At 73.1% G+C, this 22,898-nt stretch carries 11 protein-coding genes; 4 read left to right on the top strand and 7 right to left on the bottom strand.

What is annotated here, in order from left to right; translation table 11 throughout:
- Window positions 1-119 precede the first annotated feature (119 nt).
- A complete protein-coding gene (locus tag ABZ342_RS13975) occupies window positions 120-1,331 on the bottom strand; it encodes a helix-turn-helix domain-containing protein (protein WP_360472572.1) in 1,212 nt (403 codons plus the stop codon).
- A 62-nt stretch (window positions 1,332-1,393) separates the two neighbouring features.
- Window positions 1,394-5,377 (bottom strand): cellulase family glycosylhydrolase, encoded by a 3,984-nt coding sequence (locus ABZ342_RS13970; protein WP_360472570.1) that lies wholly within the window; start codon window positions 5,375-5,377, stop codon window positions 1,394-1,396.
- A 256-nt stretch (window positions 5,378-5,633) separates the two neighbouring features.
- Here ABZ342_RS13970 and ABZ342_RS13965 point away from each other — a divergent pair, with 256 nt between their 5' ends.
- Together ABZ342_RS13965 and ABZ342_RS13960 are read left to right on the top strand one after the other, a co-directional pair.
- Entirely contained in the window at window positions 5,634-6,626 is a 993-nt protein-coding gene (locus tag ABZ342_RS13965) for a hypothetical protein (protein WP_360472568.1), read from the top strand.
- 146 nt (window positions 6,627-6,772) lie between these two features.
- Window positions 6,773-7,585: a SigB/SigF/SigG family RNA polymerase sigma factor gene (locus ABZ342_RS13960; protein WP_360472565.1), complete on the top strand. Its 813-nt coding sequence runs from the start codon at window positions 6,773-6,775 to the stop codon at window positions 7,583-7,585.
- On the opposite strand, the gene ABZ342_RS13955 is transcribed toward ABZ342_RS13960, so the two are convergent.
- Window positions 7,564-13,920: a type I polyketide synthase gene (locus tag ABZ342_RS13955; RefSeq protein ID WP_360472562.1), complete on the bottom strand. Its 6,357-nt coding sequence runs from the start codon at window positions 13,918-13,920 to the stop codon at window positions 7,564-7,566. The two genes, ABZ342_RS13960 and ABZ342_RS13955, sit on opposite strands and share 22 nt — an antisense overlap.
- A 119-nt stretch (window positions 13,921-14,039) precedes the next feature.
- Here ABZ342_RS13955 and ABZ342_RS13950 point away from each other — a divergent pair, with 119 nt between their 5' ends.
- Window positions 14,040-17,624 carry a hypothetical protein gene (locus ABZ342_RS13950; RefSeq protein WP_360472560.1) on the top strand — a complete coding sequence of 1,195 codons (3,585 nt, stop codon included), beginning with the start codon at window positions 14,040-14,042 and terminating at the stop codon, window positions 17,622-17,624.
- On the top strand, window positions 17,624-18,364 hold the full coding sequence (locus ABZ342_RS13945) for a hypothetical protein (RefSeq protein ID WP_360472557.1): 741 nt from the start codon (window positions 17,624-17,626) through the stop codon (window positions 18,362-18,364). The genes ABZ342_RS13950 and ABZ342_RS13945 overlap by 1 nt, the downstream gene beginning before the upstream one ends.
- 11 nt (window positions 18,365-18,375) lie before the next feature.
- On the opposite strand, the gene ABZ342_RS13940 is transcribed toward ABZ342_RS13945, so the two are convergent.
- Genes ABZ342_RS13940 through ABZ342_RS13925 form a run of 4 tightly spaced genes read right to left on the bottom strand, consistent with a single transcriptional unit; the run spans window position 18,376 to window position 22,897 of the window.
- Window positions 18,376-18,672 (bottom strand): hypothetical protein, encoded by a 297-nt coding sequence (locus ABZ342_RS13940; RefSeq protein WP_360472554.1) that lies wholly within the window; start codon window positions 18,670-18,672, stop codon window positions 18,376-18,378.
- Entirely contained in the window at window positions 18,665-20,734 is a 2,070-nt protein-coding gene (locus ABZ342_RS13935) for an AAA family ATPase (protein WP_360472551.1), read from the bottom strand. The genes ABZ342_RS13940 and ABZ342_RS13935 overlap by 8 nt, the downstream gene beginning before the upstream one ends.
- 1 nt (window position 20,735) lies before the next feature.
- On the bottom strand, window positions 20,736-22,391 hold the full coding sequence (locus ABZ342_RS13930) for a hypothetical protein (RefSeq protein WP_360472548.1): 1,656 nt from the start codon (window positions 22,389-22,391) through the stop codon (window positions 20,736-20,738).
- Window positions 22,388-22,897, bottom strand: a complete 510-nt coding sequence (locus ABZ342_RS13925; protein WP_360472545.1) for a hypothetical protein — start codon at window positions 22,895-22,897, stop codon at window positions 22,388-22,390. Before ABZ342_RS13925 ends, ABZ342_RS13930 begins: the two co-directional genes overlap by 4 nt.
- Between the last annotated feature and the right edge of the window lies 1 nt (window position 22,898).

Below are 22,898 nucleotides of genomic sequence, written 5' to 3'. Positions count from 1 at the left end.
AGAAGCGCGGGCCTGAGCACCGCCGGCCGGAGTGTTACACACATCACGCCACCGAATGAAGGATCTGAGTGCCTACATTTGGCCTAGTGTCGTTGTGCACTGTGCACAGCGGGTACCGGTCACGGCACGCGCGGTGGCGGGAGGAAGGGCAGCGCGCGGACGACCAGGGCCAGCTCCAGCGCCAGGTCACCGCCGGTCAGCGACCGGCCGGTCAGCTCTTCGATCCGGTGGATCCGGTTGAGCACGGTGTTGCGGTGGCAGTGCAGCGCGTGCGCCGAGCGGGTCGCCGAACCACCCGTCCGGACCCACGTCGCGAGGGTCTCCAGCAGCGGGCCGCGCTCCGCGGTCCGCAGGTCCAGCAGGCCGCCCAGCCAGTTCTGCTGCAGCGACGCGGTCAGTTCGGGCGAGCTGAGCAGCAGGGCTTCGGGCAGCCGTTCGGCCAGGCACACGACGTCGACGCGGCCCGGCGGCACCGTCCGCATCGCCAGCACCGCCTGCCGGTAGGCCGTGTGCACGGCGGCCAGCCCGTCGACGACCAGCGACACGCCGGCCGGCACGGTCAGCACGGACCCGATCGCGGCGACGATGTCGGCGACCTCGCGGCCCGGCAGCGAAACCAGGCCGACGAGCACGTCCGCGCGCGACTGCCAGGCCGACGCCGACCCGAGGTCCTCCAGGGCGGAGCCGAGCGGCTCGGCGAAGGCGGCGTCACCGGGACCGGCGGCCGCGACTACGACGTAGGGCCCCGAAATAGGCAGGCGCAGCGCGCGGCCGGCCTCGTAGGCGAACCCGGCGTCGGCCGCCCGTCCCTGCAGCAGTCCCTCCCAGAGCGACGCGCGCCGCTGCTCGTCGGCGCGGACGAAACTCCGCTCGGCCACGTGGTAGGCCAGCGCCACCTGGGCCGAGGTGGCGTCGACGACCTCCCAGACGCGGGTCGCGAGGTCGAGCATGGCCTCGTTGTTGACGTACCCGGTCGCCCGGGCCTTCTCGGTCAGGGCCTGCCAGACCAGCCGGCCGCCGATCCGGAACGAGCGCAGCACGTCGTCGAGGGGCAGCTGCTGCTCGGCCCGGCGCCGTCCGGTCGCCTTGGCCGCGTCGTAGAGGTCCTCGGTGGTTTCGGGGCCCCGGCCGATCAGCTGCAGGACCCGGCGGAGGTTGTCGTGGCAGGAGCGCCACAGGTCGTCGTCGGGCACGACGTCGATCACGCGGTAGCCGGGGTTCTGCTCGACGATGACGGCGACCAGGGCGCCGGTGAGCTCGTCGAGCTCGTCCAGCACCCTGGCCGCGAGCGACCACGCGGTGTCCCGGGCCGCCGCCCGTGCCTCGCCCATCCGCACCACCACCGTCGCGCTCTCGCCGGCGGATCAGCCTACGTCGCGGCCGGGCTTCCCGCTCACCTCGCCAGCGCGAAACTCGGGTGCGGCGGCTGGTTGTAGGCGGTGTTCTGCCACGCCACGGCCTCCCGGTACTGCCGGTCCTGCATCAGCGAGACGTGCGAGATGCTCGTCGCGTCCGTGGTCGAGTAGATCCGCAACGCGCGGTTGTCCGACGTCGGCCAGACGACCTCCTCGCGCCAGTCGCCGAACAGGTCCGCCTGCAACGACGGCGTGTTCTTGGTGCCGTTGTTCGCGTGCACACCGGACGCGGTGAGCAGCCTCGTGTCGGCGCTCGTGCCGTACTTGTCGATGTGGGTGCCGTCCAGCAGCTCGCGCTGGGCGTCGCCGTCCCACCAGAGGACGAAGTTCGTCGAGGACGGTTTCCGGCCGATGTTCTGCCCGCTCGTGTTCAGCAGCCCGGACACCGCGGACGACCACGACTCGGCGCCGGGGCTGCCCGCGTAGATGTCGTCCGAGACACCGCGTCCGTTGTCGCAGGAGCACGACGGGTTCTGCCAGATGATCTGCCCGGTCTTCGCGTCGGCCATCCAGGCGGCCGGCTTCGAGGTGTCTTCGTCCACTTTGAACTCCTCCAGGCCGGCGCGACTCGGGATGAGGTCGCCGACGTGCATGGCGTCGCCGTGGCCGAGCCGGATGTTCCACAGTGGACTGCCGTTGTCGTCGACGGCCATGGCCCCGAAGACGATCTCGTCTCGGCCGTCGCCGTCCGCGTCGGCGATGGCCAGCTGGTGGTCGCCCTGGCCGGTGTACTGCGACCCGGCCGAGTTGGAGTCGAACTTCCACCGCTCGGTCAGCGCGCCGCCCCGGAAGTCCCAGGCCGCGATGACGGTCCGGGTGTAGTAGCCGCGGGACATGATCAGGCTCGGGTGCGAGCCGTCCAGGTACGCAGTCCCGGCGAGGAAGCGGTCCACGCGGTTGCCGTAGCTGTCGCCCCACGACGACACGGTGCCGCGCGGCGGGTCGTAGTTCACCGTGGCCGTCGCGGCGCCGGTCTGGCCGTTGAACATCGTCAGGTACTCGGGTCCGGACAGGACGTACCCGCCCGAGTTGCGGTAGTCCGCGCTGGAGCTGCCGATGACCTGCCCGGTGCCGGAGCGCGTGCCGTCGGCGGTCTTCATCGCGACCTCGGCCCGGCCGTCGCCGTCGTAGTCGAAGACCTGGAACTGCGTGTAGTGCGCGCCGGCGCGGATGTTGCGGCCCAGGTCGATCCGCCAGAGGCGGGTGCCGTCCAGCCGGTAGGCGTCGACGTAGACGTCCCCGGTGTAGCCGGACTGCGAGTTGTCCTTGGCGTTGCTCGGATCCCACTTCAGGACGATTTCGTACTGGCCGTCGCCGTCCAGGTCGCCGACGCTCGCGTCGTTCGCGGCGTAGGTGTAGCTCTCCCCGGACGGCGTGGTGCCGCCGGGCGGGATCTGGATCGGCACGTCCCGGGTGCTCGCCGCAGCTGTGCTGTCCAGCGTCAGCGACTTCTCCGCGGCGAAGGCCGACATGCGTTCGACACCGCCGACGACGGCGCGGACGGTGTAGTTCGCCCCGGCGGGAGCGCCCGCGTCGAGGAAGCCGGTCGGCCCACCGGCGGGCGTCTCCGTCACCCTCGTGCCGTCGCGGTAGACGGCGAACGCCACGCCCGCGGGGTCGTCGGCGAGCAACCGCCAGCCGACCCGGTTCCCCGCCGCGGTGTGGACGCTGACCACTCCGCGGCTCAGCTTGTCGAACGTCGGCGCGGTCGTGCAAGGGCTTCCGTTGAGGGTGAACGAGGCCGGCGCCGGGTTGGCCCCGGTGAACGTGCCGTTGAAGCCGATGCCGGTCGACGCGTTCGGGGCCAGCGTGCCGTTCCAGGACAGGTTGGTGGCGGTGACCGCGCCGCCGGTCTGCGTGAAGGTCGCGCCCCAGCCGGGCAGGGTCACGCGCTGGCCGTCGGCGTAGGTGAAGGCCAGCGACCAGCCGGTGAGCGTGCCCGCGCCCGTGTTGGTGATGGTCACGGAGGCGGTGAACCCGGTGCCCCCGCCCCAGGCCGGCGCGGAATAGCCGATCCTGCACGTCCCGGTGCCGCCCGCGGCGGTCGTCACGGTCGCCGCCGAGGAGTTCGCCGAAACGTTCCCCGCCGCGTCACGGGCCCGCACCTGGTAGCGGTAGGTCGTCGAGGCGGTCAGGCCGGTGTCGGTGAACGTGGTCGTCCCCGTCGTGCCGACCTGGCTGAACGTGCCGCTGCCGGTCGCCCGGAGGACGTCGTAGCCGGTGACGCCCACGTTGTCGGTCGAGGCACTCCAGCTCAACGTGGCGCCGGTCGACGTCACCGCCGACGCGGACGGCGTGCCCGGCGTCGTCGGGGCCACGGTGTCCGCGGTGCCGCCGCCGTAGATCGTGGCTTCTTTCGACGTCTGGCGGACACCGTTCGTGCCGTTCAGAAAGCGCTCTCCCCACGCAGTCAGGCTGGCCGGGTCGAAGTTGTTCACCAGGTCGAGGTAGGCGACGTCACTGCTGTTGCCGCTCCACGACCAGCCGAGGTAGCCGAGCCCACGGGCCTGTGCCTGGGCCATGATCGTGTCCTCGTCGGGGTTGCCGTCGGTGTGCATGTTCCCGAACTCCCCCACCACCAGCGGCAGGCCGGCGGTGCGGAACGCGTCGAAGTACCCGGTGATCTCGGCCGCGGTGTCGTAGACGCCGTACATGTGGAGGGAGAACACCGTGTTGTGCTGCGGATCGGCGCTGAGTACCGAAGCGGCGTTGTCACGCATGATGTTCTGCCAGTCCTGGCCCCACATCGGCGCGTCGGCCATCAGCAGGTGCGTCAGGCCGGCGCCGCGCAGCCGGGTGATCGCGGCGCTCGTCGCGCTCGCCCAGGTCGCGCTCACCTGCTGGTTGTTGCCGAACGGCTCGTTGCCGAGGTTGATCACGACGTAGTTCTCCTGGCCCTTCAGCGCACTCGCGACGCTGATCCAGTAGCTCGCGGCCTGGTCCAGGCTCGCGGCCGCGCCCTCCTCGCCGTATCCGGTGGTGTCGTGCGCTTCCAGCACACAGATCAGCCGGGACTGCTTGCACAGCGAGACGACGGTCGCGACCTCGGCCGCCGACGTCGGGCCCCACCGCTGGCCGCTGCCGAGTACCACGCGCACGGTGTTGGCCCCGAAGGACTTGATGTCCGCGAAGGCGCCGGTCTGGCTCGGGTACCAGGCGTACGGGTGGTTCACACCGCGCATGACGAACGCCGCGCCGTTCGCTTCGGCGACCTGGGTGCCGCTGACGTGCAGGCCCGCCACCGCCGTGCTGCCGGGCAGCGCCGCGACCAGGGCCGGGTACCAGCGGCTTTCCATCTTCTGGATGCCGGTGGTGCTGTTCGGGTGCACGCCGTCGGTGGTGTCGGCCGCGGTGTCGAAGCCGGTCCACTGGTCGGCGACGGTGATCGGCGAAGCCGCGGTGCTGTGCGCCTGGGCCCAGGCGGGAATGGCGTTGTTCAGGTCGACGACCCGCTGGGCGCAGGCGGCGCAGTTGGCGGGGTTCATCGGGATGATCTTCGCGACGACGAGCTTCGTCGCCGGGTTGCTCGCCCGCAGCTGGCCGAGCAGGGTCGTGTAGGCGTCGAGGATGGTGCTCGCCGCGATGCCGTTCCAGACGTCGTTGGTGCCGAGGTGCATCAGGACGATGTCCGGCCGGCTGGCGGAAAGCCAGCCGGGCAGCTGGTTGTCGCGCACGATGCCGGTGGCGAGGAACCCGCCGTGGCCCTCGTTCTCGCCGTCGTAGGTGAAGCCACAGCCCTGGGCGGGAAGCGTCCCGACGAAGTCGACGTCGGTGTGGCCGGTGGCCTGCAGGTGCTGCCAGAGCAGCGCGCGCCAGCACCCGGGCGAGCCGGTGATGGAGTCGCCGAGCGCCATGATCCGCGTGGGTGCCGCGGTGGTTCCGGCGGTGGCCGGAGAGGGAGCGACGACGCAGGCGGCGAAGAGCAAGCCGACCACGAGCGCCCGGGAGAAACGCCGGGTCATACCGACCTCCTGGAGAAATACGACAGGGACAGTCGACCTGGGAGCGCTCCCAGCACGGGAGTGTAACGGCTCCGCCACCCCGAGCGAAAGTATCGGCGGATTCGACCACGTCGTCGAACTCATCTCGTCGTCCACAGTGGACACGACCCGGATGGCCCAGTCCGTTCGGCGGATGCGCCCACCACCCGCGGTGGGTACAGTCCCCTTCGTCAAGATCATCTCCCGACGCCGCCGCCCCGCCCCTCAGGAGCACGACGTGCGTATCTCCCTCCGGCTCATCGCCCCCGCCATCCTTCTTCCGGCCCTCCTCACCGCCTCCCCCGGCAGTGCCCAAGCCGCGACCGCGAAGTGGCCCGGCGATCCGGCCGTCACCGTGGCCGACGCCGCCGGCGTCTTCGGCGAGAACCTCAGCGGGCTGTCGTTCCAGGGCCCCGACGTGCTGTGGGCGGTCAAGAACGGCCCCGGCACCCTGTACCGGCTCGTCCACCAGGGCAGCACGTGGACGCCGGACAGCGGCTGGCCGGGCGGCAAGAAGCTGCACTACCGGAGTGGCAGCGGCGACCCGGACGCCGAAGGCGTGGTGGCCACGCCCGACGGTGTGTTCGCGGCGACCGAGCGTGACAACGACGAAGACGGCAGCCTGCTGAAGGTGCTGCGGTTCGACACCGCGTCGTCGGCGAAGTCGCTGAACGCGGTCGCGGAGTGGGACCTCACCGACGACCTGCCCTCGGTCGACGACAACGGCGGCTTCGAGGGCATCACCTGGGTCCCGGACGCGTTCCTGACCGCCGGCGGCTTCCGCGACGACCACACGAAGGCGGCCTACGACCCGGCGGCCTACGCCGGCCACGGCACCGGCCTCTACTTCGTCGGTCTCGAGGACGAAGGCAAGATCTACGCCTACGCGCTCGACCAGGCGGGCGGCGGGTTCACCCGCGTGGCGACCATCGCGTCCGGGTTCCCGAAGGTCATGGAGCTGGAGTTCGACCCGGAAACGGGCAGCCTCTGGTCGGTCTGCGACGACACGTGCGGCGGGAAGTCGGCGACGCTGAAGCTCGCCGGCGGCAAGTTCACGGTGTCGGCGACGTACGCGCGGCCGTCGAAGATGCCGGACTACAACAACGAGGGGTTCGCGATCGCCCCGCCCTCGACGTGCGCCGCCGGGCGCAAGGCGGTGGTGTGGGCGGACGACTCGAACGACGGCAACCACGCCCTGCGCGCGGGAACGCTGCCCTGCGGCGGGAACTGACCGACGCCCGGCGAGGTTTCACCGCCGGAAAAGTGGGTAACCAGGCGAGTTTTCGCCGCGCACACCGGTTACTCCGAGTGCACCAATACCCGTCGTCGCCCTCACCGCTTCGTGTGATTCCGGACGGCTTTGGGTATGTGGGCACCATGGTTGTCAGAGCACCGGAGCGACCCCCCGCGACGCTCGTCGCGTCCACGCCGCGGCGGTCGAACCAGTTCGCCCATTGCGTTCCGCTGTTCCACGAGCACAGCCGGCTGCCGGCCGAGGACCCGCGCCGGACCGGGCTGCGCGACCGGCTGATCACCGAGCACCTCGAGCTCGCCGAGAACATCGCCAAGCGCTTCGGCGGCCGCGGCGAGTCCTACGACGACCTCGTGCAGGTCGCCCGGACCGGCCTGATCCACGCCGTCGACCGCTACGACCCCACCAAGGGCCGCGACTTCCTGTCCTTCGCCGTCCCGACGATCATGGGCGAGGTCCGCCGGCACTTCCGCGACAGCGCCTGGTCGATGCGCGTGCCCCGCGGGCTCAAGGAACTGCAGCAGACCCTGGCCCGGGCGACCGGCGAGCTGGCCCACGACCTCGGCCGCTCCCCCACCCCGAGCGAGCTCGCGGCCCACCTCGACATCGACGTCGAGACGGTCCGGGAAGGACTCCTCGCGGCGGAGGCCTACAAGCCGGCGTCCCTCGACGCCCCCGCCCGCGGCGGCACCGACGTCACGGTCGCCGACCAGCTCGCCGACCACGAGTCCCCGTACACCAAATCCGACGACCACCTGACGTTGCAGGCCGCGATGGCGGGCCTCCCGCCCCGCGAGCGCGCGATCATCGAGATGCGGTTCGTCGAGGAGCTCACGCAGAGCCAGATCGCCGAGCGCGTCGGCGTCTCGCAGATGCAGGTGTCGCGGCTGCTGACGAAGACGCTGGAACAGCTGCGTCACCGGATCGTCGCCGACTGACCGCCCCGCTCCCGGAGGAAGCGGGCGAGCCGGGCCACGGTCGGCTGGTCGAAGACGACCGTGGCCGGCAGGTCGGTTCCCGACAAGCCGGTCAGGCGCGTGCGCAGCTCGATCACCGTCAGGGAGTCGAAACCGAGTTCGAGGAACGACCGGTCGTCGGCGATCACCGTCGCGTCCGGGTGGCCCAGTACCGCCGCCACCTCCGCGCGCACCAGCTCGCGCAGCTCGGGCTCGGCCGGGTCCGGCGGCCAGCTCGGGCGCGGGATGACGGCGCGTGACCCGCCGGTCAGCGGGGCCAGCGCGGCCGACGGGTCGAACCGGACCGGGACCAGTACCGGCTCGGGCGAGCCGAGCGCCGCGTCGAACAACGCCAGGCCTTGCTCCTCGGTGAGCCCTTCGACGCCGGACGCGTGCATCCGCCGTTTGGCCGTGGCCGAGATGCGGTCGCCGAGGCCGGTGCCCAGCTCCCACAGCCCCCACGCCAGCGACAACGCGGGGAGCCCGGCCGCCCGGCGGCGGGACGCCAGCGCGTCCAGGACCCGGTTGGCGGCTGCGTAGTTGGCCTGACCCGCCTTGCCGAACACCCCGGCGATCGACGAGAACAGGACGAACGCCGTCAGCGGCCGGTGCCGGGTCACCTCGTCGAGCACCACCGCCGCGTCCACCTTCGGGCGCAGCACCGTGTCCAGGCGCTCCGGCGTCTGCGCGGCCAGGACCCCGTCGTCCACCACCGCCGCGCTGTGCACCACCGCCGTCAGCGGCGGGTCGCAGCTGTCGACCAGCCGCTCGACGGTGGCGCGGTCCGTGACGTCGGCGGCGACGATCCGCACTGCCGCACCCAGCTCCGCCCGCAGCGCTTCGGCGCCGGGGGCGGCCGGCCCGCGGCGGCTCACCAGCAGCAGGTGCCGGACGCCGTGCGCGGTGACCAGGTGCCGGGCCAGCGCCCGGCCGAGCGCGCCCGTCCCACCGGTGACCAGCACCGTCCCGTCCGGACCGAACGGCCGGCCGTCGGACGGCGCCGTCCGCGCGATCCGCAGCACCTGCGGCGTCCCGGCGCGGATGGCGATCTGCGGCTCCGCGCTACCGCCGACGACGCCGGCCACCCGCTCCACCGGGAAGCCGGGTTCCAGGTCGACCAGGCTGATCCGGCCCGGGTACTCCGCCGCCGCCGCGCACCCGAGACCCCAGACCGCCGCGGCGCCGAGGTCCGGATCCGGCCCGGTCGCGTTCCTGGTCACGAGGATCAGCCGGTCGCCGCGGTCCTGCCAGTCGTGGAGCACGGTGAGCGCCCGGCCGGCCGCCGCCCGGACGTCGCCGGGCTCGATCTCCACCACCCGGACCGGTTCCCCGGCCGCGACCGGCGCCAGCGGAATCCACTGTGGACGGTAGAGCATCGTGTCCCGCGCCGCCATCGGCCGCGTCGTCAGGGAGGCGACGCGGGCCACCGGGTTCCCGTCGTCGTCGAACAGCGTGACGCGGACGGCGCCGGCGCCGAGGCGGACGCCGTGTACCCGGGCCCGCCGCGCGCCGGGCGCGTGGACCTCGACGCCGCTCCAGAGGAACGGCACCCTCGGCTCGGCCCCCGGTCCCTCCGCGAGCGCCGTCGCGTGCACGGCCGCGTCCAGCAGGGCAGGGTGCAGCGAGAACCGTCCGCCGACGTCCGGCGCCAGTTCCACTTCGGCGAAGAACTCCTCGTCCCGCGTCCACAACCGGTGCACGGCGCGGAAAGCGGGCCCGTAGGCGTGCGCGCGGTAGGCCTCGGCGACGTCGGCTTCCGCCGCGCCCGGCGGCGGCCACTCCCCGGTCCACGCGGCCGGGCGGGGCCCACGCGCGCGCAGCCGGCCGCCCGCGTGCTTCCGCCACCGCTCGTCCGCCGGACGCCGGGCGTAGACGTCGACGTGCGGCCCGTCCACGACGACCTGGACGTGCACGTCCTCGCCCGCGTCGAGCCGCAGCGGCGCCTCGATCGTGAGCTCTTCGACGGCCGTCCCGCCGGCGTGCAGGGCCAGCTCGACGAACGCCGTGCCGGGCGCGAGGACCGCTCCCCCGACGACGTGGTCGGCGAGCCACCGGTGCCGGCGGAGGCCGAGCGAGCCGCCGTGCACGATCCGCGGCGAGTCGGGCGCGACCAGGGCCGGGCCGAGGACCGCGTGGTCGCCGCCCGCCGGCTCCGGCGGCGACGGCGGGTCGAGCCAGTACCGGGTGCGCTCGAACGGGTATGTGGGCAGCGCCGTGATCCGGGCGCCGCTGCCGGCGAACACCGCGCGCCAGTCGACGGGGACCCCCGCGGTGTGCACCGCCCCGGCCGCGGCCAGCACCCCGCTCCCTGTCATGGTCGCCGGCGAGGTGCCGGCCGCGATGCGGCTGAGCACGGGCGCCGGGCCGATCTCCAAGCCGGTGACCGGGCCGGGTGCGGCGATCGTGGCGAGGGCGTCGGCGAACCGCACGGCCGAGCGGGCGTGGCGGCGCCAGTGGCCGGGCTCGAGCTCGTCGACGAGCTGCCCGGTCAGGCACGAGACCAGCGGCAGGGACGGCCGGTGGTGCTTCAGCCCGGTGGCGACGTCGTGGAACTCGTCGAGCATCGGGTCCAGCAGCGGCGAATGGAACGCGTGGCTGACGCGCAGCCGCGTCCCGCCGCCGAAGCGGGCGGCCAGGGCCGTTGTCGCGGCGTCCTCACCGGAAAGGACGAGCGAGCGCGGGCCGTTGACCGCGGCGATCGAGACGCCGGCACCCACCAGCGGCGCCACCTCCGCTTCGGTGGCCTCGACGGCGATCATCACCCCGCCGCCCGGAAGCCCGGCCATGAGCCGGCCGCGCGCGGCCACCAGCGTCGCCGCATCCCGCAGGGACAGCACGCCGGCGACGTGCGCGGCGGCGATCTCGCCGACCGAGTGCCCGGCCAGCACGTCCGGCCGCAGTCCCCAGGACTCGAAGAGCCGGTACTGGGCGACTTCGAAGGCGAACAACGCGGCCTGCGCGTGGTCGGTGCGGTCCAGCGCCTCGCCGCCGGCGAACGCGATGTCGCGCACCGGGCCGCCGATCGCGTCGCAGGCTTCCTCGAAGGCGCCGGCGAACACCGGGAACAGCTCGGAAAGCTCCCGTCCCATCCCGGCGCGCTGGGCGCCCTGTCCGCTGAACAGCACCGCCAGCCGGGTCCCGCCGCGCACGGTCCGGCCGGGTAGGCGGCCTTCGGCGACGTCCCGGACGGCGTCCGGGGTCACCAGCACGCGGTGCTTGAGCGGCGTCCGGCGGGCGAGGGTGTAGGCGACGTCGGCGGTGCCGCCGACCTCGGCCAGGCCGGCCGCGACGCGCCGCAACCCTGCGTCGTCGGCCGCGCTGAGCAGCAGCGGTGCCGCCGGAAATGCTTGCGGCGCCGGGACTTCCGGCGCCGGCGCCTCTTCGACGAGCACGTGCGCGTTGGTGCCGCCGATCCCGAAGGCGGACACGCCGGCCCGGCGGACCCGGCTCGTGCGCGGCCAGGGCCGCGCAGTGTCGAGCAGGGCCACCCCGCTGCCCGCCCAGTCGACGTGCGGGCTCGGCTCGTCCGCGTACAGCGACGGCGGAAGCTGCTCGTGCTGCAACGCCGTCACCATCTTGATCACGCCGGCGACCCCGGCGGCGGCCTGGGTGTGGCCGAGGTTCGACTTCACCGAACCGAGCCGCAGCGGGTCGCCGTCCCGGCCGCGCCCGTAGGCCGCGATCACCGCCTCCGCCTCGATCGGGTCGCCCAGGGACGTGCCCGTGCCGTGGCCCTCGACGGCGTCGACGTCGGCCGCGGTCAGCCCGGCGTCGGCGAGGGCCGCCGCGATCAGGGCCTGCTGCGCGCGCCCGTTCGGAGCGGTCAGGCCGTTCGACGCGCCGTCGGCGTTCACCGCCGTGCCGCGCAGGAGCGCCAGGACCGGGTGCCCGTGGCGGCGGGCGTCGGACAGCCGCTCCAGCAGGAGGACGCCGGCGCCCTCGGACCACGCCGTGCCGTCCGCCCCGGCGGCGTACGACCGGCAGCGCCCGTCCGGGGACAGGCCGCGCTGGCGGCTGAAGGCCAGGAAGGTCCGCGGGGTCGCCATCACCGTCGCCCCGCCGGCGACCGCGAGCGAACATTCGCCCGCGCGCAGCGCTTTCGCCGCGAGGTGCAGGGCGACCAGCGACGACGAGCACGCCGTGTCGACGGTGAGCGCCGGGCCGGTCAGCCCGAAGGTGTAGGAGATCCGGCCCGAGGCCACCGCGTGCGAAGACCCGATGCCCAGCCACGCTTCGAGCTCGTGAGGGGTGGTGAACCGGCTCGCGTAGTCCTCGTTCATCACCCCGACGAACACGCCGGTGTCGCTGCCGCGCAGCGTCGCGACGTCGATGCCGGCCCGCTCGAACGCTTCCCACGACGTCTCCAGCAGCAGCCGCTGCTGCGGGTCGGTCGCGAGCGCCTCCCGGGGCGAGATGCCGAACACGCCCGCGTCGAAGTCCCCCGCGCCGTCGAGGAAACCGCCGCGGCGCGTCACCGACCGGCCGAGCGCGTCGGGATCCGGGTCGTACAGCTCGTCGGTGTCCCAGCCGCGGTCGGCCGGGAACTCGCTCGTCGCGTCGACCTGGTCCGCGACGAGCCGCCAGAGGTCCTCCGGCGAGCGCACGCCGCCGGGGAACCGGCAGGCCATCGCCACGACGGCGATCGGCTCGGCGGCGGGCACCGGCCGCGCCGGCGGGCGCGTCGCCGAGCTGCCCGAGGCCAGGCGGGCCAGCTCGGCGATGACCTCGCCGGGCGTCGGGAAGTCGTAGATCAGCGAGTGCGGGACGGGCACGCCGGTGAGCGCGGTGATCCGGTGCCGGAACTGCACGCCGGCCAGGGACGACAGCCCGAGCTCGGTGAAGGGCCGGTCGCGCCAGCCGTCGCCGCCGTCGTGGCCGCACAGCGCTACCAGCTCGGCCCGCACGACCGCGGCCAGGTCCGGCGGTTCCGGCACGCTCGCCAGGACGTTCCGCCGCGGCTTGCCCGAGGGCGTGCGCGGGATTTCGCCGACCTCGAGGTAGGCGACCGGGACCTTGTACAGCGAGAGCCGGCTCAGGCACAGCCGCCGCAGGTCCTCGGCGTCGAACCCGTCCGGCCCGGGGACCACGAAGGCGATCGGGACCGCGCCGACGACGTCGTCGGGCCGGCCGGCGACGAGGACGTCCCGCACCGACGGCGACTCCTCGAGCACCGCCTCGATCTCGGCCGGGTGGACGTTCTGGCCGCCGCAGACGATGACGTCGTCGACCCGCCCGTCGAGGACGAGCCTGCCGTCTTCGAGGCGGCCCGCGTCTCCGGTGGGGTACCAGCCGTCGCGCAACGGCGAGGACTGGCCGTGGTAGCCGAGCATCAGCCCCGGACCGCGGACGAGCACCTCGCCGGCGTCGATCCGGACCTCCATGCCGGGCAGCGGCCTCAGCCCGGGCGCGCCCGGCGCCTCCACGGCGATCTTGCCGCCGGTCTCGGTGCTGCCGTAGCCGTCGAGCAGCTCGGTGCCGAACAGGTCGCGGACCGCGGACCGCGTCGCCGGCGTGCACGGCGCACCACCCGTCAGGCACAGCCGCGGTGCTCCCAGCGGGCCGTCGTGCTCCTGGCGCAGGCGCAGGTAGGTGGCCGGAACGCCGGCCAGCACGCAGCCGGGGTGGGCGGCGAGCAGGTCCGGGGAAACGCTTTCGGCGAACCGGGTGTGGCAGCCCACCGCGATGGTCGCGGCGAAGGCCAGCGACAAGGCGTAGGCGTGGTGCGTCGGCAGCGGCCACAGGAGGGTGTCGTCCGCGGTCAGCCCGAACCTCGGGACGTACCCCGCGGCGGCCGACCACAGCATCGCGCGCTGGGAAAGCCGGACACCCTTGGGACGGCCCGTGGTGCCGGAGGTGTAGAGCAGCCAGGCGGGTTCGTCGAGGCCGAGATCGTCTCTCGGCCGGGACTCCGTGCGGCTCGGCGGATCCTCCACGACCAGAACCCGCAGGTTCCGGTTTTCGCCGAGCCGGTGCGCCATTTCCGCGTGCCTCGCCTCGGTGACGAGCAGCGTCGCCCCGGAGTCGTCGGCGATGTGCGCCAGCTCGGCTTCGGTCGCCCGCGTGCTGACCGGGACCCCGACGGCCGAGGCGCGCAGGACGGCCATCAGGTACTCGGCGAACTCGACCCGGCTGCCGACGTGGACGAGCACCCGATCGCCCCGCGCGACGCCGAGCGCGGCGGCGTACGTCGCGCTGCGGTCGGCGAGCTGCCCGTACGTGATGGTCCGCGTGCCGTCCGAGTAGGCCGGCCGATCACCGGGATGGGCGGACAACGCGGCGGCGAGCGGCCGGACGAGCCCGGCCCGGATTTCTTCCACCGCTCCGGGTATACCGCAGTTTTCCCCTCGACGGCCACGCGGGGACGTTTCCGCGACGCCCCGGTGACGGCCGGCTGCGACGCTGTCCGGGGTTCCCGCAGCGGGAGGAGTGCTGCCCCATGCCGCCGCCACCGAAGGTTCGCGCGAAGCTCCCCGCGCTGACGGTGGACGCGGCGAGGGCCACCGCTCCGGCGGCCGTGCGGGACCGGCCACCGCCGCGGACGCCGGATCGGCTGCCGCCGTCGAACGCGGCGGCGCTGGCGGCGTTGCGGGCGGGTGACCGGAAGCCGCTAGCCGACCCGTCGCGGAAGGACTCGCAGGACAAGGTCGGCAACGGCGCGGTGGCGGCGGGCCTGGCCAGGAGCCCGGGCGCGGACCCGAAGTTCGCGGTGCTGAAGAAGGACGTCGCGCGGAAGAAGCACACGGTCGCGAAGTCCCATCCGCCGGCGAACCAGGAAGCGACGTCGGCGCAGAAGGCCTCGGTGCCGCCCAAGGACGACGAGGTGGCGCAGGGCAAGACGGCCAACGCCGAGAAGATGAACGAGGCCGAGCCGAAGGACTTCGACAAGGCAGCCTTCATCGAGGCCGTCGAGAAGGCCATCGCCGAAAAGGCGCCGAAGAACCTCGAACAGGCCGACGACTTCGCCGGGTCCGGCAAGCCGGCCGAGATCAAGGCGGAGGTCCAGGGCAAGGTCGGCGAGGGCAAGACGGACTCGGCCCGGCAGATTGCCGACACCACCGCGGCGCCGCCGGACACCTCGGTCGCCGAGGTCAAGCAAGTCGTGCCCATGACGGCGGACCGCCCACCGGGCACCCCGGCCACACCCGACCCGGCGAACGCGGCGCCGGACAAGCTGCCGCCGTCGGCCACCGACCTCTCCGCGGGCCCGGCGAGTGTCGACAAGGAGATGGCCGACAACCAGGTCACCGAAAAGCAGCTGGCGACGGACCCGGCGTTCAGCCCGGCGTTGAAGGAGAAGAAGGTCGCCGAGCAGCATTCGGAGGCGACGCCACCCGAGCTCCGCCAGAACGAGACCCGGCAGCTGCGTCGGACCACCGCGCAGGCCAAGCACTTCGGTGCCGCCGCCATGGGCGCGATCGCCGCCCGGCGGGCGGGCACCGGCCGGCTGGTCGACGGCGGGAAGGAGACCGCGAAGACCGGCGACCAGGACAAGCGCGCCGAGGTGACGGCCCTGCTGCAGAAGGTCTTCGACACCATGAAGACCGACGTCGAAGGCATTCTCACGGGCCTCGACAAGCTCGTCGACGACCAGTTCACGAAGGGCGAGAAGGAAGCGCGCGACGCGTTCACCGCCGAGCACCGGCGCAAGATGGACGAGTACAAGGACCGGCGCTACAGCGGCGGGTGGGGCCTGGTCAAGTGGGGCCACGACAAGCTGTTCGGGCTGCCCGAGGAAGCGAACCAGATCTTCGTGGAGGCGCGCGACCACTACGTCAAGCGGATGCGCGACGTCATCTCGGCCGTCGCGGACACGATCGGCCGCGAGCTGACCCGGGCGAAGCAGCGCATCGCGACGGGCCGCGCGGAACTGCGGAAGGCGGTCGAGAGCCTGCCGAAGGACCTGAAGGCGCTGGGCACCGAGGCGGCCGCGGGATTCGCGGACAAGTTCGACGAGCTGACCCAGTCGGTCGACGACAAGAGCACCGAGCTGGTCGACACGCTGGCCACGAAGTACACCGACGCCGTCAAGTCGGTCGACGCCGAGATCGCCGCGGAGAAGGAGAAGAACCGGGGCCTCGTCGACAAGGCCCTGGACGCGGTCAAGGGCGTCATCAAGACGATCCTCGAGCTGAAGGACCTGCTGCTGGGGGTGCTCGCGAAGGCCGCACAGGCGGTGCTGGGCATCCTCAAGGACCCGATCGGCTTCCTGGGCAACCTGGTGTCCGCGGTCGGGGGCGGGCTCAAGCAGTTCAAGAACAACGCTCTCGCGCACCTGCAACAGGGGGTGTTGTCGTGGCTGCTGGGGACGGCGGCCACCGCCGGGATCGAGCTGCCGACGAGCTTCGACGTCGTGAGCATCCTGGTGCTGCTGGCCAGTTTGCTGGGGCTGTCCGGGGCCAACCTCCTGACCCGGATCAAGCGGAAGGCCCCCCGCCCGGCCATGGCGGCCATCGAGGCCGGTCAGGCGGCGCTGCCGATCATCGCCGAGGTGCGGAAGCACGGCGTGCGCGCGCTGTGGGACGACCTCAAGTCCCGGGTCGGCGACCTGAAGAAGACCCTGATCGACAACCTGGTGTCGTACCTGCTGCCGACCATCGTCCTGGCGGGCATCACGTGGATCATCTCGCTGTTCAACCCGGCGTCGGCGTTCATCCGCGCCTGCAAGATGATCATCGACATCATCAGGTTCATCGTCACCAACGGCAAGCAGATCATCGAGTTCGTCAACACGGTCCTGGACGCGGTGATCGCGATCGCCAAGGGCGGGGCCGGCGGCGTGGCCGGCCTGGTGGAAAAGGCGCTCGCGCGGTCGATTCCGGTGCTGATCGGTGCGCTGGCCGCGCTACTGGGCCTGGGTGGCATCGCGGGCAAGGTCAAGGAGATCTTCCAGAAGCTCGCGCGTCCGGTGAACAAGGCGATCGACTGGGTCGTCGACAAGATCGTGGGCCTGGTCAAGAAGCTGTGGGCCAAGCTCAAGCCGAAGAAGCGCCCCGCCGCGCGCCGGCCCGGGGACAAGCGCGAGGAGAAGCGCCCCGAGCGGGACAAGGGCGCGCTCGACGCCGCGCTCCGCGAAGCGCACGACCTGGTCCGCACCGGCATGCCGGTCGACGAGATCGAAAAGCGCCTCCCGCCGATCCGCCGCCGGCACCGGCTGACCGCCTTGAAGCTCGTCGTCGACCGGCGCGAGGGCGACCACCACGTCATCCACTTCGCCGCGACCATCAACCCGGCGAAGGAAAGCCGGCCGGAGAACTCGCCGCTGAGCCGGAAGAAGGCGCAGGCGGACTACGGGATCCTCGTCAAGAACGGCCGGAAGTTCCAGCGGTTCGCCGACGCGAACGACCTGATCATCGAAGTCCGGCCGACCAACCCGGAATCGATCCGCCACCTCATGCGCGGCGCCTGGTACAAACCGGTGGACATCAAGGCGAAGACGATCCAGCGATCCGACACGTTCCTCGGCATCGAGCCGGAGAAGCGGGGCCTGGTCGGGTTCTTCGTCAACGCCGTGCCGCAACCGAAACGCCGGGGTCTGGACCGGGCCGACGTCGAAGCGGGCCGGAAGCGCCACCGCATGCGGGTCGAGGAACGTCGGGAGTACGGTGCCAAGATGAAGAAGCTGGCCCGGAAACCCTTGGGCCCCGGCCGGTTCGAGGTGCTGGGCTACGTCGTGCACGGCTACGACGAGAACCAGGCCCGCCACCCCATCGCCGGTGACCACGACCTGTACGACATCCGCCGTCCGGACGGCACCGAAATCCCGATCGACGAGTACGAGCTGCTCATCGAAGACATGCGGGAGCGCGAATTCGGCGTGATGCACGGCGCGGTCGTGCGCTGGAACCCCCGGGACCCGCACGAGCGGGAAATGCGCGACAAGCTCGTGCGGCAGCACCAGCGCGGCGGCGGCGAAGGCCTCGTGCGGTTCGCGCCGGGCCAGCCGATGCGGTTCGTCGTGGCGGAGACCCCGCAGTGGACGGACCGGCGGCCGTGGCACCCGCCCGCGGGGAGGCCGGACTAGTGGACGTTCCCGCCGAGCGGGCCCGGCTGGTGGCCGAAGGCGACCGGCTGGCCGGGCAGAAGTCACCGGACCCCAACCGCGTCCAGGACGTCAACCGCAGATACCGGGCCCTCCTGCCGGACATCACGGTCGCGCGGTCCCCGGAAACCGGCGAACCGGTGCGCTGGCCGATCGACGTGTTCGGCCTCGACGGCCGGTTCTGGGACTACGAAAAGCCGATCCGCCGCCCGTCGTCGGCACGACCGCCCGAGTGGCTGGCCATGACCGGCGCGATGCGCCTGGCCGATCCGGTGGAGCACCCGCGGTTCCCGGTGGTGCCGGGCCCGGACGTGCCGTTCGTCGTCCCGCGGATCCTGGACGCCCCGGACGTGCGCGCGGTGCTCGCCGAAGTGCCGGTCGGCGCGCACACCGGGTGGACGATCAGCTATTTCGGGCCGCTACCGGACGAGACCCGGCTGGTGAACCTGTGGGGCACGAACAAGTACCTGATCTACCAGGGGGGTGGTCCGGGCGGCTGGGACTGGGCGATCCCCCGGGTCGCCGACTACGACTTCGAGCTCGAACCGTGGCTCCGCTCCGGCAAGCTGCTGTGGCTGGCGCCGGGCGACGAGTCGGCCGCGTTGCGGGAGGGACCGTCCGGGTGCCCGTTCGTGGACCTGCCCGGCGACCGCCGGATCACGGTCATCAGGAACGGCCTGGTCCAGCACCTGGCTTCGTTCGCCGGCCACGGCGCGGGGTGACCACCCCGGCGTCAGCAGCTCGGGCAGGCGTCCTTCGCCGGCACCGCCATCGGCACCACCCGCATCGCCGCCCCCGCGATCGCGGCGTTGCCCACCCGGTCCTGCCCCGCGGCCAACGTCGAAGCCAGGTGCGAAGGCACCGTCTTCGCACTGCCGTCCATAGCCGTCTTCGCCGCTTGGGCGTTGCCGACCACCGCGGGCACCAGGACGAGCTTCTCCTTGCCCCGATCCGAAGCCGCCGCGGTCCGGAGTTCACGTGCGGTCACCGGTACCGCGGGCTTGGTCTGCGGGGGCATCAGTTCAGGCATGCGCACTCCCGTTGTCGGTCAGGAGTCCAGCGTACCGGCCCAGCTCGGCCGGGCGGAACAACCGCGCCTCGCGCTGGAACTGGCGGGAAACTCCTCGCACGACGTGACGCATGCCGATCGACGAAGAGACGCTGTCGGCCGCGGACAACGCCGCCGTGCGGGCCGCCGAGGCGATGCCCGCGCCCGTCATGTCCAAGCGGCACAACACTTCCACGTCGACCTCCGGGTCCAGCGGCGCCTCCGGCGGGAACGCCAGTTCCCACAGGCGGCGGCGCTCGGCGAGACCGGGCCGCGGGAAGTGGACCACGAAGTGGAACCGCCGGGTGAACGCCGGGTCGATGTTCTCCTTGAGGTTGCTCGTCAAGATGATCAGCCCGTCGCTCGCTTCGAGGCGCTGCAACAGGTAGCCGACCTCCAGGTTGGCGTACCGGTCGGTCCCCTGCTTCACCTCGCCGCGCTTGCCGAACAGCGCGTCCGCCTCGTCGAACAGCAGCACCGCGTGGCTGTCCTCGGCCTGCCGGAACACCTCCTCCATGTTCTTCTCCGTCTCCCCCACCCACTTCGACACCACCTGCGCCAGATCCACCTTCAGCAGCTCCAGGCCCAGCATCCCGGTGACGACCTCCGCCGACATCGTCTTGCCCGTGCCCGGCTCGCCGGTGAACAGCGCCTTGACCCCGCCGGTCGTCGACTTGCGGGCGAAGCCCCAGGACTCCGCGATGCGGGGCCACGCGCGGAACGCCGACGCGATCTCGGCGATCTGGGACATCTGGGCCTCCGGCAGCACCAGGTCCTCCACGGTGCGGCGCGGGATGATCGACTGCACCACCCCGCTGGTGCGGCCGCGGGTCACCGTGGCGATCGCCGGCTCCACGTGCTCGGCGACCGGGCCGCCGGTGCCGGACAGGCGCGCACCGGCGTCGGCGACGGCGGCCACCGCGCGGAGGTCGCCGCCGCTCATGCGGTAGCGGGCGGCCAGGTCCTCGAGCACGTCCGGATCCAGCACCGGGAAAGCGGACGACCACATCTCCCGGCGTTCCGGGAAGTCCGGCGCCGGGATCGTCAGCTCCGCGTAGGTGCGGGCGGCCAGCAACCCGGGCGGGCGCCACGGGTTCACGCCGGTCAGGCACAGCGGCACGCCCGATCTCACCAGCGCCTCGTCGAAGTCGCGGTCCGCCAGGACCCACAGGATCGCGTTCAGGGCGGCAGCGGTCCGCAGGTCCTGCGCCACGTCCGCGGTCACGCGCCGCAGGGGCCGGCCGGCCGCGGTCGCCAGCGCCCGCGCCGCGTCGGGCTGGCTGTCGGCGGAACACCCCCACAGGCCGACGACGTCGACGTCGCCCGCGGCCAGCGCGCGGCCGAGGGCGATCAGCCGGTCCGACCGGAGGTACGGGGACGCCACCGGTCGCTCCGGGTCCGTCACCTCGCCGGGGTCGTGGCCGAGGATCCCGACGTCGCCGCCCCAGCCCATCAGGTACTCGAACACCCCGCCGCCGAGGGCCAGTTCCCGGGCCGGCTCATTCGGCGCCTCCCCGTACGCCCGCAGCAGGCCGTAGCGGCGCAACCGGCCCGAGGAGCCCAGCAGCCGGCGGACGGCCAGGCGGTCCGCCGGGGCCTGCGCGACCACGGTGACCAGCAGCTCCACGCACGGCGCCCGCCGGTTCAGGTTGTCCACCACGTACGCGTAGACGCGCTCGTAGCCCGGGTCCAGCTCCGGCGCGGCCACCAGCAGCAGCGCGTCCTGCTCGACGCGGGACAGGCCGTAGCGGGTCGCGAGGGCGTCCAGTGGCAACGTCACCCCGCGCGCCGCGGCCAGGCGCCGCAGGTGCTGCTCGGACTCCGGGTCCGGGCGCGGCGCGGACGGCGGCTCGGTCATCGCCTCGGTGAAGGCGTCCACGCGATCGAGCAACGTGTCGACCTGTTCGTCCGTCACGCAGAACGGCGTCAGGTCCGGGCGGGTCAGCACCGCCGCGGCCGCCGACTGGTGCGCGACGGCGACCCGCAGTGCCTGGTGCAGCTCCGCCAGGCGGACCCGGAGGTGCTCGACCGCCAGTCCGCTCATCTCAGCCACCGGAGAAGGTCAGGGTCCGGCCGCCCAGCCAGACCACGTCCGGCACGTCGGCGAGGGCCCCGCCCCGGTCCAGGTCCGCGTGCCGGCGGCCCAGCGGGATCCTGACGCGCACCGCGTCCCGGGTGAACCGCACCGTGGCCTCCAGGTCGGCGAACCGCGTCCGGGCGAGGACCGGCGTTTCCCCGCCCCACAGCCTCCCCGAGATCATGCCCAGCGACAGCGACGCCGCGAGCGCGGCGGTGTGGTCCAAAGCGTGGTCCTCGGCCCGGGGCACCGCTCGGTGGCCGCCGAACAGGGTCCGGGCGAGGTCGTCCAGCGGCCCGGCGGGAAGTTCGGCCGCCAGCCGGGGTTCCACGCCGCCGGTCGTCCACAGTGGAGTCCGCGACGACAGCCGGGACACGGGGTCGTCGCGCAGCGGGCGCGCGTCCGTGAGGAACCGGACGCCCGCCGCCGCCAGCTCCCGCAGGCACGCCGACGGCAGCGGGCCGTCCCGGACGAGGACCGGGGGCCGGCCGCACGCTTCCCAGTGCGGCAGCAGACCCTCCACTGTGGACGACCAGGCGATCGGGAAGAGACCGGCGGCGTCGACCAGCAGCAGGCCGTCGTCGACGCCCGTGACCAGCAGCGGGTCGCCGGGATCGTGGCCGCGGCACAGGGACAGCGCGAGCACGCCGTCGAGGACGGGCAGCGCGGGAGCGGCCTGCCGGGCGAAGGCGGTCAGGTCCGGCACCGACTCCAGGCCCGCGAACGTCGCGGCGGCGGTCTCGTCCTCGGGCGTGCGCCGCCAGCCCCGGTGCGGCTCGCCGAGGACCTGGTACGCGAGGGCGGCGGCGAACAGCGGGGCGTCGCCGAGCAGGTCAGCTCCGGACAGTGCCGGGCCGATCGCGTCCAGGTAACCGGTCCGCGCCAACGGGCCCACCAGGAGGAACGGCAGCACCGAGCCGACCCTCGTCTCCCCCGTCGGCCGCGGGACGGCGGCCACGTCACCGGACGTTCTGCCGCCGACGGGTGTGGCCGCCTGCTCGCCGGATTCCCGGGCGTGCGTTTCCAGCAGCCCGAGGAGTTCCGCGGGGGTCGTGGGCGGCTCCGGGAGAACCCGCCGCCGGGCCAGCTCCGCCGCCAGTTCGGCGACCGGGCCCGGAGAGAAGGCCCGCTCGCTGTCGACCTCGGCGAGCAGCGCGGCCAGGTACGTCCGCACTGCCTCCTCGGGGAGCAGGGCGAGCAACGCGGCCAGCTCGTCCCGGGCGGCGAGTTCCTCGAACAGCACGGCCACCGCCGAGGCCGGCACGTCCCCGACGACGGATACATCGGCAGTAGCGTCCATAGTGGACTGAGCAGGCGGCGGGGCGGACACCGGCGCCGCCGGGGGAACCGGGTCCGCGCCCGCCACGCGTTCGAGGACGAGACCCGCCGGCTCCAGCCCACTGGTGCCCCGCGCGGCCAGCCGGACGGACAGCCGCACCGGCTCGGTGACCTCCAGGTCCGGGCCGTCGCCGGTGAGGTGCTCGCCGAACTCCGCGGCCAGCAGGTCCGGCAGCGCGTCGAGCACCCGCTGGAGGAGTCCCCGCGGGTCGGGTCCCCAGCTCCACCCCCCGCGCCGGACCACACGCACCGCGCAGTGGTGCACGGTGATCCCGCCGGCGGTCACTGCTTCTCGACCTCGTCCAGCCGGCCCGCCCAGCCCGCCACCAGCAGCAGCACGGCGTGCGGGCCCGCGCTCACCGTGACCGGCAGCGACACGTGGTCGGTGTCCTTCGCGATCGTCCCGGTGACCAGCAGCGTCCCCGGCCCGTCGGAAACCAGCGCGAACACCGTGGTGTCCTGGGCCGGGTTCCCCGGCAGCGCGACGAGCAGCCCGGTGCCGTCGAACGCCGGAGGGTCGGGCAGCTCGGCCAGTTGCGCCAGTGCGGGCTTGGGCGGCTGGTCCGGCAGCCGCGTGACCCCGTAGGCCAGTGGGTCGGCGAACACCTCCGGCTGGTCGTCCGCCTCGTGCACGGCCAGCTCCCGCGCCGGCAGCGACAAGGTGGCCGCGCCCGAGCGCACCGGCAGCGCGGCGCCGACCAGCGCGTCCACCGCCGGCACCGGGACGTCGATCGCCTTGACCGCACCCACCACGACCCCGGTACTCGTTTCGTACACCGCGAAAACGCTCACC

The organism is Amycolatopsis sp. NPDC005961, assembly GCF_040629235.1.
Taxonomy (GTDB): Bacteria; Actinomycetota; Actinomycetes; order Mycobacteriales; family Pseudonocardiaceae; genus Amycolatopsis; species Amycolatopsis camponoti.
This window is presented reverse-complemented; position numbering and strand designations above follow the sequence as displayed.